The organism is Streptomyces sp. NPDC004609 (genome assembly GCF_042873655.1).
Lineage (GTDB): Bacteria > Actinomycetota > Actinomycetes > Streptomycetales > Streptomycetaceae > Streptomyces.
This window is the reverse complement of the sequence record NZ_JBIALS010000010.1, coordinates 54,648-66,406: the sequence shown is the minus strand read 5'-3', so window position 1 is coordinate 66,406 and position 11,759 is coordinate 54,648. Positions and strand designations below refer to the sequence as shown.

Annotated in this window: 10 protein-coding genes and 1 pseudogene; 6 read left to right on the top strand and 5 right to left on the bottom strand. The window is 71.6% G+C overall.

Features of this window, described 5'->3' with window-relative positions; all coding sequences use genetic code 11:
• Nucleotides 1-89 precede the first annotated feature (89 nt).
• The 4 genes from ACFYT4_RS12850 to ACFYT4_RS12835 are packed head-to-tail and all read left to right on the top strand — an operon-like array spanning nucleotide 90 to nucleotide 2,785.
• The gene (locus ACFYT4_RS12850; RefSeq protein ID WP_389267741.1) at nucleotides 90-512 is read left to right on the top strand and encodes a roadblock/LC7 domain-containing protein; all 423 of its coding nucleotides are present in this window, start codon (nucleotides 90-92) and stop codon (nucleotides 510-512) included.
• Entirely contained in the window at nucleotides 509-868 is a 360-nt protein-coding gene (locus ACFYT4_RS12845; protein ID WP_389267616.1) for a DUF742 domain-containing protein, read from the top strand. Before ACFYT4_RS12850 ends, ACFYT4_RS12845 begins: the two co-directional genes overlap by 4 nt.
• Nucleotides 849-1,463 carry an ATP/GTP-binding protein gene (locus tag ACFYT4_RS12840; protein WP_389267615.1) on the top strand — a complete coding sequence of 205 codons (615 nt, stop codon included), beginning with the start codon at nucleotides 849-851 and terminating at the stop codon, nucleotides 1,461-1,463. The genes ACFYT4_RS12845 and ACFYT4_RS12840 overlap by 20 nt, the downstream gene beginning before the upstream one ends.
• Nucleotides 1,460-2,785: a cytochrome P450 gene (locus tag ACFYT4_RS12835; protein ID WP_389267614.1), complete on the top strand. Its 1,326-nt coding sequence runs from the start codon at nucleotides 1,460-1,462 to the stop codon at nucleotides 2,783-2,785. Before ACFYT4_RS12840 ends, ACFYT4_RS12835 begins: the two co-directional genes overlap by 4 nt.
• 174 nt (nucleotides 2,786-2,959) lie before the next feature.
• Here the strand turns inward: ACFYT4_RS12835 and ACFYT4_RS12830 are convergent, their stop codons facing one another.
• Both ACFYT4_RS12830 and ACFYT4_RS12825 read right to left on the bottom strand, forming a co-directional pair.
• Nucleotides 2,960-4,183 (bottom strand): cytochrome P450, encoded by a 1,224-nt coding sequence (locus ACFYT4_RS12830; RefSeq protein WP_389267613.1) that lies wholly within the window; start codon nucleotides 4,181-4,183, stop codon nucleotides 2,960-2,962.
• 504 nt (nucleotides 4,184-4,687) lie between these two features.
• Nucleotides 4,688-7,735 carry a LuxR C-terminal-related transcriptional regulator gene (locus ACFYT4_RS12825; RefSeq protein WP_389267612.1) on the bottom strand — a complete coding sequence of 1,016 codons (3,048 nt, stop codon included), beginning with the start codon at nucleotides 7,733-7,735 and terminating at the stop codon, nucleotides 4,688-4,690.
• A 111-nt stretch (nucleotides 7,736-7,846) separates the two neighbouring features.
• Here ACFYT4_RS12825 and ACFYT4_RS12820 point away from each other — a divergent pair, with 111 nt between their 5' ends.
• The gene (locus ACFYT4_RS12820; protein WP_389267610.1) at nucleotides 7,847-8,416 is read left to right on the top strand and encodes an ATP-binding protein; all 570 of its coding nucleotides are present in this window, start codon (nucleotides 7,847-7,849) and stop codon (nucleotides 8,414-8,416) included.
• Here the strand turns inward: ACFYT4_RS12820 and ACFYT4_RS12815 are convergent.
• The gene (locus tag ACFYT4_RS12815) at nucleotides 8,364-8,894 is read right to left on the bottom strand and encodes a gamma carbonic anhydrase family protein (RefSeq protein WP_389267608.1); all 531 of its coding nucleotides are present in this window, start codon (nucleotides 8,892-8,894) and stop codon (nucleotides 8,364-8,366) included. The two genes, ACFYT4_RS12820 and ACFYT4_RS12815, sit on opposite strands and share 53 nt — an antisense overlap.
• A 918-nt stretch (nucleotides 8,895-9,812) precedes the next feature.
• On the opposite strand from ACFYT4_RS12815, the pseudogene ACFYT4_RS12810 reads away from it, so the two are divergent.
• A pseudogene (locus ACFYT4_RS12810) lies at nucleotides 9,813-10,318 on the top strand (leucine zipper domain-containing protein); the annotation flags it as partial.
• Nucleotides 10,319-10,450: 132 nt separating this feature from the next.
• On the opposite strand, the gene ACFYT4_RS12805 reads toward ACFYT4_RS12810, so the two are convergent.
• Together ACFYT4_RS12805 and ACFYT4_RS12800 are read right to left on the bottom strand one after the other, a co-directional pair.
• Nucleotides 10,451-11,383: an SMI1/KNR4 family protein gene (locus tag ACFYT4_RS12805; RefSeq protein WP_389267606.1), complete on the bottom strand. Its 933-nt coding sequence runs from the start codon at nucleotides 11,381-11,383 to the stop codon at nucleotides 10,451-10,453.
• Nucleotides 11,384-11,593: 210 nt separating this feature from the next.
• Nucleotides 11,594-11,746, bottom strand: coding sequence for a hypothetical protein (locus ACFYT4_RS12800; protein ID WP_389267605.1), 153 nt, complete (start codon nucleotides 11,744-11,746; stop codon nucleotides 11,594-11,596).
• Nucleotides 11,747-11,759 lie beyond the last annotated feature (13 nt).

Here is an 11,759-nt window from a genome sequence, read left to right as displayed (position 1 = left end):
CCTCCCGCCAGACCAGCATGTCCATGAACCGTGAGACAGGAGGCACGGGCCGGGACCCGACCACCGGGAAGCACCCGCCCACGCAGACCATGCAGACCACCGACAACAGCCTGACCTGGCTACTGGAAAGCCTGCTCGAACGCACTCCGGGCACCCGGCACGCCCTGGTGCTCTCCCGTGACGGACTGAAGCTGTGCTGGACCCCGCATCTGACGCTGGACCAGGCCGACCAGCTCGCCGCGATCTGCTCGGGCATCCAGGCACTGGCCCAGGGCGCGTCGGCCGAGTTCGGCGACGGCAGCGGGGGCGTACGGCACTCGATGACCGAGTTCCACGGCGGACTGCTGTTCATCGTGGAGGCCGGTGACGGCGCCCATCTCGCGGTCGTGGCCGACGACGGCGCCGATCCGGGCGCCGTCGGCCACCAGATGACCGAGCTGATCGAGCAGATCGGCGAGCATCTGCACGCCGAGCCGCGGGTGCGAACAGCCCGGGAGAATCAGCCCTCATGACCCGCCGCCCCGTCGACATGGGGGATCCCGACCGGCTCTACACCGTGACCGGGGGCCGCAGCCGCCCCGAGGACGACACCTTCGACCTGGTGACACTGATCGTCAGTGAGTGCGATCCGTCGCCGGGGATGCAGTCGGAGCACGTACGGATCCTGGATCTGTGCCGGCATCCGATCTCGGTCGTCGAGATCTCGGCGGAGCTGCGGCTCCCGGTCACGGTCGTACGGATCCTGCTCGGCGACCTCCTGGCGACGGGGCGTATCACCGCACGCCGTCCGCGGGCCGCGCGCTCGCTGATCGGCCTGCCCGACTCGGCTCTTCTGGAGGAGGTGCTCCATGGACTCCGCAACCTCTGAACTGCCCGGCCGCACTCCCCTGGTCGACTCCGTCGAGACGGGGCTCAAGATCGTCATCGTGGGCGGCTTCGGCGTCGGCAAGACGACGCTGGTCAAGTCGGTCAGCGAGATCCGTCCCCTGAACACGGAGGAGGTGATGACTCAGGCGGGCATCGGACTCGACGAGACCGCCGGCCCCTCGAAGAAGTCGACCACGACCGTGGCCTTCGACTTCGGGCGGATCAGCCTCAACGACCGCATGGTCCTGTATCTGTTCGGGGCACCGGGCCAGGAGCGGTTCTGGTTTCTGTGGGACCGGCTCTTCGCGGGTACGCTCGGTGCCGTGGTGCTGGTCGACACCCGTCGGATGAGCGACTCCTGGTACGCCATCGACCGGCTGGAGAACCACGGCACGCCGTTCGTGGTGGCGGTCAACCGCTTCGACAACGATCCGGCCGCGTTCTCCCTGGCAGAGATACGGCAGGCACTGTCGCTGGCGCCGCATGTACCGCTGGTCGACTGCGACGCCCGGGTCCGCTCGTCGGGCAAACACGTGCTGCTCAGCCTCGTCAAACACCTTCGCGAACTGGCCATGTCCCGGGAGATGACCCCATGACCGACCGCACGGGACCCGCGCAAGGCCCGCCCCCCGGCCCCGGACCGGCCTCCGGATCCCCGGCGCCCGGTCCCGGTGGCGGGGCTCCGGGGGCTCCCCCGGGCTGCCCCTCCCACGCGGGTGCGGTTCCGCTGAGCGGCACGGCGTTCCAGCAGTCGCCGTCGGAGCTGTACCGCAGCATGCGCCGGGAGCACGGGGCGGTCGCCCCGATCCTGCTCGACGGCGGCATTCCGGCCTGGCTGGTGCTCGGGTACGCCGAGGTCACCTATGTGACCGGCCACGACGATCTGTTCGCCCGTGACTCACGGCGCTGGAACCAGTGGTCGCAGATCCCGGCCGACTGGCCGCTGATGCCGTTCGTCGGCTACCAGCCGTCCGTGCTCTTCGCCGAGGGGGCGGAGCACCAGCGGCGCGCGGGAGTGATCACCGAGGCGCTGGAGGGCGTCGACCAGTTCGAACTCGGCCACTGGAGCCGGCGGATCGCGGACCATCTGATCGATCTGTTCGCGGGCAGCGGGCGGGCCGAGCTGATGTCCTCGTACGCCCACGCCCTGCCGATGCGGGCCGCCGTCCAGATGTGCGGCATGCCCGCGGGCACTGCCGACGCCGAGGACCTGGTGCACGATCTGCGGATCTCGCTCGACGCGCACGAGGGCGACGATCCGGTGTCCGCGTACGTCCGGGTGCAGGAGCGCATCCAGCGGCTCGTCAAGGACAAGCGGTCCGCGCCGGGGCCCGATGTCACCTCCCGGATGCTGGGCCATCCCGCGCAGCTGACGGACGAGGAGGTCGTCCAGGACCTGATCACGGTCATCGCGGCGGCTCAGCAGCCGACGGCCAACTGGATCTGCAACACCCTGCGGCTGCTGCTGACGGACGAGCGCTTCGCCCTGAGCGTCTCCGGGGGGCGGCTGAGTGTCGGCCAGGCGCTGAACGAGGTGCTCTGGCTGGAGACCCCCACCCAGAACTTCATCGGCCGGTGGGCCGTGCGCGACACCCAGCTCGCCGGGCGCCAGATCCGGGCGGGCGACTGCGTGGTCCTGGGGCTCGCGGCGGCCAACACCGATCCCCAGATCTGGCCTGAGGGCCGGATCGGTGCGGAGAACTCCGCGCATCTGTCGTTCAGCAGCGGTGAGCACCGCTGCCCCTATCCGGCACCGCTGCTGGCCGACGTCATCGCCCGGACGGCGGTCGAGACGCTGCTGGAGCGGCTGCCGGACGTGGTGCTCGGCGTGGAGCCCGAGGCGCTGACCTGGCGTCCGTCGGTGTGGATGCGGGGCCTGACCTCCCTCCCGGTGCGGTTCACCCCGGTCGTACGGTGAGATCCGGGTCCCCGTGCCGGTGCGGTCCGGTGCCGGTACGGCGGTGCCGTACGCCCGGTGAGGTCCGGGTGCCCGTGCCTCACGGCCGTACGCCGGGTGCCCGCGGGTCCTCCGGAGCCGTACGGTGCGATGCCCGGGCGCCCGCCGGTCCGCCGTGGCCCGACGCCGGGTCCGTCAGCCGGCCGAGGGGGTGAAGCGAATGGGCAGGGTCGCGGGTCCCCGGGTGAAAACGCCCTGCTCGGCGGGTGTGAAGCCGTCCGCGAGCCGCATGTCGGGCAGCGCGTCCAGGAGTTGGTTGACGGCGGTCTCCACCTCGGCCCTGGCGAGGAGCGCCCCGACACAGAAGTGCCGTCCCAGTGCGAAGGCCAGATGGTCGGCGGCGGCGGAGAACGCGGTGGTCGTGGTGAGGTCGTCGCGGAAGATGTCGAAGCGCTCCGGCTCCCGGTAGCGTTGGGCGTCCCGGTTGGCGGCCCCGATCAGACAGGTGACCGTCGCGCCCGCGGGTATGGTGCCGCCGCTGACCGTGACCTCGGCGGCGGTCTGGCGCATGATCATATGGACGGGCGGGGTGTAGCGCAGGGTCTCCGCGAACGCGCGGTCGATGAGACTCCGGTCCTCGCGCACGGCCTCGAACTGCTCCGGATGCGCCAGCAGATTGGCGAAGAGACCGGCGATCGCCTTGTCGGTGGTCTCGCCGCCGGCCGCGAGCAGCAGGCTGCAGAACGCTTTGATGTCCTCGTCGCTCATCCGTACCCCGTCGACCTCGGCGGCGCAGAGCGTGGAGAGCAGGTCGTCGCCGGGCTTCTCCCTGCGCTGCCGGATCACGGGGAACAGGTATTCGGCGAACTCGACCCGGGTGCGCTCGCCGGCCGCCGTGACCTCGGGGTCCCGGGTGAGATTGCCGAGAAAGGCGATGACGCTCGTGTACCAGCCGTGGAACCGGTCGTGGTCGGCCCTGTCGAGACCGAGCATCTCCGCGATGACGTTGACCGGGAAGCGGGTGGCGAACGAGCCGACGAGATCGGTCTCTCCCCGGTGCCGGAAGGTGTCGATCAGCTCACGGGCGTTGCGCTCGATGACCGGGAGGAACTTCTGCTGGAGGTCACTGCCCCGGAACGCGGGGGCGACGAGTGCCCGCCGAACCGCGTGCTCGCGCCCGCTGAGCTGGAGGATGGTCCTGCCGTGGACGGGCTCGACCTGCCAGGCGTAGTTGTCGGTGGTGTAGCGGGACTCCTTGTCCTTGAAGGCCCGTTCGACGTCCGCGTAGCGCGACAGCAGATAGCTCTGCGTGGGCTCGTGCCAGATCAGAGGAGCGCTCTCCCGCATGGCGCGGTAGGCCGGGTAGGGGTTCGCGGCGAACTCCGGCGACAGGATGTCGGGGACCTGCTGTGCGGCCATGGGGCTCCTCGGCAGAACGGACAACTCCCCCCAGGTTATTGACCGTTCACCGGTCGGGACAGACGGCCTCGTGGCCTGATCCGGACCGTGCCGCGCTGTTCCTCCGGCGCCCACCGGCGCTCGGCCGCGCTGTCCTTCCCCGTGCGCGGGCGGGCGCCCCGGCGCCCGCCGGGAGCCCGGCCGTCGGGCGCCCCGCGCGCTGACGGCCGCGCCCGGAAAGGGGCTGCCGGGTGACGGCCGCGCCCGGAAAGGCTGCCCTGTGAGGCCGTGCCCGGGGCCGGGACACCCCTCCTCTGCGAGCGGGGCCACCGCGGTGGGGGACCGTGGCCCGTCGCCCGCCAGGTGTTCCGGCACCCGGGCGCAGCACCGACGGCGGGCACTCGGCAGACCGTGCCGGACAGCGGCCGGCACGGAAGCGGTGCGTTCCGCTTCGGTGGGTGGACGCTATTGACGGCACCACGGACCGCGCCATCCGTGGCGGGCATCCACGGATACGCAAAAAAATCAGGTGGCCCGGTGGGGACGGGGCCGGCTCAGCGGCTGCCGTGACTGGGACTCCAGTTTCCGGCGGGCGCGGGAGACATGCTGCTCGACGGTGCGCGGGGAGAGATGGAGGGTGGCGGCGATCTCCCGGTTGGTGAGTCCGGCGGAGGCCAGGTCCACGACCTCCTGCTCGCGCGGGGAGAGCTGGTCGCCGTACGCGGGGCGGCCGCGGGGCCGCCGGCCGGGCATGGGCCGGTGGGAGCGCAGGGTGGCCCGTACCCGGGCGGTGTCCCAGCTCGCGCCCAGGGCGATGAGGCTCTCGACACAGGAGGCGAGCGATTCGACGGCCGCGGCGACGGCGTCGCTGTCCGGGGCCGCCGGGTCCGGGGCCGCCATGTCCGTGCCGGCGGATCCCGCGCCAAGGGCTCCCGTGGAGTCGTCGGGGCTCGCGCCCCCGGTTCCCGCGCGGCCGGTTTCTGTGCCTCCGCTTCCGCTTCCGGTGCGGTCGCCGTCCGTTCTCCTCCCGGCACCGGCCGCCAGAACGCAGGTCTCGGCCGCCTCGGTGGTGAGGAGCGCGGCGTAGGGGCGGGGCAGGGCGGCGTACCCGGCGGACGCCTCCCGGTAGCGGGGCACGGCTTCGGCGGGTCTGCCGCCGGTCTCGGCGAGGATCCCTCGGCACCAGGCGAGCGCGGCGACCGCCGATGGAGCGGCGTCCTCCAGCCCCGTGAGCCCCGCCCCGAACTCCGCGGTCATCTCCTCGGCCCGCTCGCGCCGGCCGGCCCTGGCGGTGGCCTCGACGGCCCAGGGTGCCAGTTCGGCCGCCCAGGCCCAGACGCCCTTGTCCCGCAACCGGTCCCAGGTGACGGCGGCTTCGGAGGCCGCGGTCTCCAGGTCGCCGCGGGCGAGCGCGGTTCTGACCAGGGCGCCCGCGGCGGCGGCGACATGCGGCAGCGGGGAGCCGGCCGGCAGCGGATGCCCGTCGCCGGAGAGCCAGGCCGCCATCTGCTGCCACTCCCCCTGCGCCAGCGCCAGCATCCCGAGGACGATCCGGGCGTCCGCCGCGGGGCCCGGCATCACACCGGCCTCCGCGACGAAGGCACGCGCCCGCGCGGACAGTCCGTCCCAGCGTCCGGTCACCCAGTCCAGGACCAGACGGGTCCCCCGGCCGTCCTGTTCGACGTATGCGGCGCCGCCCCGGGCCGCCAGCTCCAGGCCCTCCTCAACCAGTTCACCGACGCGCGGCAGCCTGCCCAGCCACAGCGCCGCGTCGGCGGCGTTCACCAGCCCCCGGGCCACATGCGGCAGCCGCGCGGGGTCGGCCGCGTCGTCGCGCAGCCGGTCCAGTGCGTCCCAGGCCGACGGGTCGCCGGTCTCCAGCTGTACGGCCACGCAGTTGGCGGCCACCGTCGTACGGACCTCGTCGTCGTCGCTCACTGCGGCCATCTTCCGGGCCCGGTCGAGCCAGTACAGATTGCGCTCCAGCGGCACCGCCGACATGACGGGCATGGCCAGCGCGGACATGGCCCGTGCGGCGAGTGCCGGGCGCTGTTCGGCCAGTTCCGCTGCCGCCTGTTCCAGCTCCACCCAGCCCTGGAGGCCCCGGCCCGCCTGGTTGTAGAGGACGAGCCCCAGATCGAGGCGGATCCGGCCCCGTACGGCGGAGGGCAGGGAGTGCTCGTCGAGGATCTGGCGCAGCACCTGGACGGTCTGGTCGGTATGGAGTCCGAGCACCGCGCTGTGGGCGAGCAGCAGGGCGAGCCGGGCGCGGGTGCCGCGGGGTACCGCGGGATGGGACAGCGCCTGCTCCAGCAGGTCGATCGCGGTCTGGTGCTCGCCCGCGCCGGCGCACTGCCGGGCCGCGCGTTCGGCCGCCTTCATCCAGCCGCGGGTCTGGCCGGCGCGGTGCCGGTGGGCGGCGAGCGCGGCCCAGTCGACCGGCTGCCGGCGGGCGAGTGCGTCGGCCGCTCTGCGGTGCATCTCCTGCCGGAGCGGTCCCGGCAGCTCCCGGTAGACCGCCGCGCCCGCCAGCGGGGCCGGGAAGCGGTACAGATCCCGGCCCGCCTCCTGGAGCACCCCCGCGCGCAGGGCCTCGACCAGTGCCTGCCGACCGACGCCTTCGGGGAGGCCGGCCACCGCACAGAGGTCGTCGGCGCTGCCGGGACCGTCGAGCACCGCCGCCGCGCCGGCGATGGCCCGGTGCTGTTCCGGGAGGCCGGTGAGCCGTCCGATGATCAGTTCGGCCAGCCGTACGGGCGGCCCGGTGGCGTCCAGGTCCCGGGCCGTGTAGCGCTCCTTGGGGCCGTACGACTCCTCCAGCTGGGACAGCAGGTCGGCGACGACCTGCGGCACTCCCGCCGACCGCTCATGGATACGGGCGATCAGTTCGGGCGGGCAGCTCTCCGGGCCGAGGCGGCTCTCGGCCATCCGCCGCACCTGGTCGGCGTCCAGGGTCCCGAGGCGTATCCGCAGCACGGTGAGGCGTGCGGGGTAGGCGGTGGCCCGGCCCAGGACCAGGCCGGGGCGGGCGAGTTCCTCCGGGCGGTACGCGAGGACGGCCGCGAGATGGTCGGGCGGCTGTTCCAGCAGCCGCCGGAGCAGTTCCGCCTCCTCCGGCCCTGCCCGGTGGACATCGTCGGCGACCAGGAGGAGGGGGCCCTCGGCGTCCGGCAGGGACGCGAGTTCCCGGGCGAGCGCCGCGGTGTCCTCGTACTGCCGGGGCCCGCGTGCGCCCGGAGCCGGAGGCGGTCGCAGGGAGTGCCGGTCACCGGCCGGTTCCCTGCCTCCCGGAGGTCGGGTGGCACTGGGTTCCGTACGGCCGGAATGGGCCGGAACACGGGCGAGCGTGACCCCGGACGGGGTGAACGTCATCACCACCTGTGCGCGCGGCCCGGCTTCCGCGTGTTCCGCGAGCTGGGCGAGCAACCGGCTCTTCCCGGTCCCTGCACGGCCCTCCAGCAGCAGAAGCGCGGGCCGCGGGGTGGTGCGGGCGACGGTCCGAGTCAGCCAGCGCTCCCATATGTCGTCACCGAGCGTGGTCACCGAGTCACCCTCCTCGACAATTCCGGGCATTTCATTTCTTTACGTATCCGTACTTCAGCCTCCCCGATTGCGCCGGGCACGGAGTGACAGCGAGCGTAGCCCCATCGCCCCGGGCCGCCACCCGGGCAGAAGGAGCCGACAGTGATCGCGTCCGAGGAGTCGTGCCGGCCCGTCTTCCCCGGCCCGGTGCCGGAGGGCGGGGCCTCGGGGCTGGCTCAGTGCGCGATGGCGGCGACGCCGGAGTCGGCCCGGGCCCTGCGCCACTTCGCGGGCGCGGTGGCACGACGATGGCGCCTGCACGCCGAGTGCCACGAGGCTCTTTCGGTGATCGTGACCGAACTGGTCAGCAATGTGGTGCTGCACAGCGGGAGCAGCTGGGTCGCCCTGGCCATCAGGGTCCGCGGGAACACCCTGACGGCGGAGGTCCGTGACGGCGGCCGGTGGAAGCACCGGGCCGCCCGGCGCCAGGAGCCGCTGGACGCGCACGCGGACTGCGGTCACGGGCTGGGGCTGGTCGACGCGTTCGCGACCCGGACCGTCACCCGCCGGCTGCCGGCGGGCAGCGCGGTCGCGGCGGAGATCGTGATGCCCCCGCGCGCGGGTCTCCTGGCCGGTATCGGCCGTCAGCCGACGACCGGTCCCGAGGAGCTCGGTGCCTTCAGCCCGTCGGGCGCGCCTCGCGGTGCGCCTTCACGAGTTCGAGATACATGACGGCGTTGGTCCTGATGTGCTCCCGCTCCTCGTCGGTGAGCTGACGCTTCACCTTGGCGGGTACGCCGGCGACGAGCGAGCCGGGCGGGATCTCCATGCCCTGGGGGACGAGAGCGCCCGCGGCGACGAGTGAACCGGTGCCGACGCGGGCGCCGTTGAGGACCGTCGCGCCCATGCCGATCAGGACGTCGTCCTCCACCGCGCAGCCGTGCAGTACGGCGTTGTGGCCGACGGTGACCCGCTCGCCGACGGTGACGGGGAAGCCAGGGTCCACATGGACGGTGCAGTTGTCCTGGATGTTGGAGTCGGCGCCGATGACGATGGGGCCGCAGTCGGCGCGGAGCACGGCGTGGTACCAGGCGCTGGCTCCCGGCGCCAGGGTGACATCGCCGATGACGACGGAGGTGGGGGCGGTGAAGGCGTCGGGGTGGATGTCGGGCTCGGTGCCGGCGAGTCCTGCGATCCAGGGGGCGGTCATCGGCGTCTCCTTGCGGGGGTGCGGGGCGGGGCCTGTGTGTCCATGATCCCCCGCGCGGGACGGCGGACGTCAGGGGCCTTCGCCCGGTGGGCGCGGGGCCCTTGGGGTCACCTAGCGGGGCGGGTCACGCCCTCGAACGCCGGCCGGGCTTGGGGATCCACGGCGCCGCGCCCGAAGCCAGGAGCGCCCCCACCGGACCGGACGCGCCGGAGCCGCCCTTGTGCACCGGGCCGGGTGGAGGCGGTCGACGGCGTGCGGGCGCCCCGGGTGGTGGCGGGGCGGTCAGGTTGTGGGGCGGAGGGTCCAGGTGATGGCCGTTCTGGTCTGGTAACACGGGACCTGGGGAGTTTAAGGGGCCGCATGGCATCTGACCTGCGAGTTCGTGTCCTTCGGTGTCCCATCGCGTCCCTGGCTTTCCCAGCTCAATCGGACGGAGGACTCCCTGGAGTTCGGAGGGCTTCGTCATGCCGCCCTGACGGATCCACAAGGCTCGCGTCTCCGACCGCAGACACCACAAAGCCCCCACCCCGTAGCGCAGGGGCTCTCTGGTTGGTCCGGCACCGAGTCCTGTTTCAGGCCCCCCATCGAAGTCCCGAAACGCGCGTCCTCCCTACCACAGTCGGCGCACGTATCGGTTCCCGAACCGATTGCAGGTCCCGAACCAGTGACCAGTATTGCAGCCCCGGCCTCGTCTTCGCGTCCCTGCACGAGGACGAGCCCGACCACGCCGAACTCCTCACTCGCGCCCGAACGGCCGAGGAGGCATGGATGGCCGCCTGACCTGCGATGTCTCACGACTAGATGTTCTGCCCTCGGAGGTTGGTGACAGGGTTCGCTGTGGGGTGATCTTGAATGGGTGAGGGCCTTCCAGGTTCGGTGTGGATTGCGACATCAACATCGAACGATCAGAAAGCCCTCATGCCCCACCGCAATGCACCCCTGGCCGAGACCGGACGCCTGCGCCTGGCCCGCTGCGTCGTCGAGGACGGCTGGACCCTGCGCCGGGCCGCCGAGCGCTTCCAGGTCTCACCCACGACGGCTCAGCGATGGGCCGGCCGCTACCGCGAACTCGGCGAGGCGGGCATGGCCGACCGGTCCTCGCGCCCGCACCGCAGCCCGCGCCGGACCCCGACCCGCACCGAACGCCGGATCATCAAGGTCCGCGTGCTGCGCGCTGGGGCCCGGCGGCCCACATCGCCCACCTGCAGCGGCTGAACCCGGCCACGGTGCACAGAGTCCTGACCCGCTTCGGCCTGGCCCGGCTCACGCACTTGGACCGGGCCACCGGCCGTGTCATACGCCGCTACGAACGCGAACGCCCGGGCGAACTCGTCCACGTCGACATCAAGAAACTCGGCAACATCCCCGACGGCGGCGGCCACAAGGCCCTCGGCCGCCAGGCGGGCCGCAAGAACAGCTCCAGCCGTGATCCACGGCTCCGGGCCGGGCAAGATCGACATCGTATCCGCGCCCCCGACGGCCTGGCCCCGAACGCTTGCTGGTCAGAGCGTCAGCGGTATGCCGTTGACGTTGATCGGGGGCTCGGGAGTGTCACGTCAGGTTGAGTGCTTGAGCATTCTCTGAATGGTTTCGCGCACCGAGTCGTCTGTCTCGTACGCGAGGCGCTGGCTAAGAGCTTCTCGTCGCCGGGCAGGTAGCTGTCGTCCCTGCGGTGTGTTCGTCGCCATGAGCACAGCAGCGAGGGATCGGACATCGGCGACCGGATCGGCGAGCGCCATGGTCAGCAGATCTCGGCCGTGTTCTCCCTGCGCGGCGAGGGCGCGAAGGATCGTTTCTCTCACGGCCGGGTGAGTCTCCGCAGTCAGCGCCCGAATGAGCGTGCTGGGCAAGGTGGTGCTCGGGGCTGGGTAGGTGATGAACGTGTGGGCGGCGGCTCGCCGCCTTGTCGGGAGTTCGTCGTCCAGGAGCGTCGCCACGAGCTGGTCCTCGTTGCCGGCCATCTGGTCGGCGAACCAGTTGAGGTCCCGGTGTCCTGTCAGAACGAAGTCGAGCCACCGCTCGTACCAAGACAGGAAGTCAGAATCGGCGTAGAACCGGGGAGCGAAGAATCCCTCGGCGTTGACTTCCACCAGGCGCCCGCGTCCGGGTCCTGTGACGACAAGCAGCGTGAAGTCGCTGCAGCCCCGGTAGACAACTGTGATGGTGCCGGGGAAGGAGCCCGCGAGGTCGCCCCGGTCATCGGGACCTGTTGGGACATCGACGTCGGGAGCGATTGGGAACGATTCGGCGGGCTGTCCCATGCCACCCCGCCCAACCCATCGCTCCATGGGTAGCAACCCGTAGATGGGACCGTATCCGCCGTGGCCGATTCGGGTGAGGAACTGGCGAAACTCCTCAGGCAGTCGAACGTCGTGGGTGTCCTCGAAGTCCGAGATCTGCGTCTCGGTGAGCACGGGGCCGAGTACGGCCTTCTCCGCGGTCGGCACTGCGGCGAGTTTGGCTTGGATCCGGGTGATCCTGGCGTCCACCGGTACTTCTTCTCATGTCGGAAGGTAGTTCGAGCCGCGAGCATAGCCCACGGCCGGGCCGCCGGGCTGTCGTCAGCCTGCGTCGAACATGGCCACCGTGCCCCTCTGTCATCACTGTCAGCGGCACTTCGCCGCTGTTCCGGATAACGCACCGCTCACACAACGGACACGGCGTACATCACTCAGTCGCAGCCGTCAGCGGCAACCTTTCTAAGGTGCAGATAACACCAGCCCCCAGGCAACAAAGTAGGGGCGGTTGTCCTCGTCGGGGTCGAGCGTGCTCCCCACGTTCTCTATCAGCTCGGCGAGCGCGGTGAGTCCGGCGTACGCGATCCGGTTGTCCTCTTCGAAGTCCTCGTTCATGCCGCACATGATC

Bases quoted from the DNA above. Each gene is read 5' to 3' on its own strand.
- ACFYT4_RS12850 (WP_389267741.1), top strand. From the start codon at position 90: ATGCAGACCACCGACAACAGCCTGACCTGGCTACTGGAAAGCCTGCTC.
- ACFYT4_RS12845 (WP_389267616.1), top strand. From the start codon at position 509: ATGACCCGCCGCCCCGTCGACATGGGGGATCCCGACCGGCTCTACACC.
- ACFYT4_RS12840 (WP_389267615.1), top strand. From the start codon at position 849: ATGGACTCCGCAACCTCTGAACTGCCCGGCCGCACTCCCCTGGTCGAC.
- ACFYT4_RS12835 (WP_389267614.1), top strand. From the start codon at position 1,460: ATGACCGACCGCACGGGACCCGCGCAAGGCCCGCCCCCCGGCCCCGGA.
- ACFYT4_RS12830 (WP_389267613.1), bottom strand. From the start codon at position 4,183: ATGGCCGCACAGCAGGTCCCCGACATCCTGTCGCCGGAGTTCGCCGCG.
- ACFYT4_RS12825 (WP_389267612.1), bottom strand. From the start codon at position 7,735: ATGCCCGGAATTGTCGAGGAGGGTGACTCGGTGACCACGCTCGGTGAC.
- ACFYT4_RS12815 (WP_389267608.1), bottom strand. From the start codon at position 8,894: ATGACCGCCCCCTGGATCGCAGGACTCGCCGGCACCGAGCCCGACATC.
- ACFYT4_RS12800 (WP_389267605.1), bottom strand. From the start codon at position 11,746: ATGAACGAGGACTTCGAAGAGGACAACCGGATCGCGTACGCCGGACTC.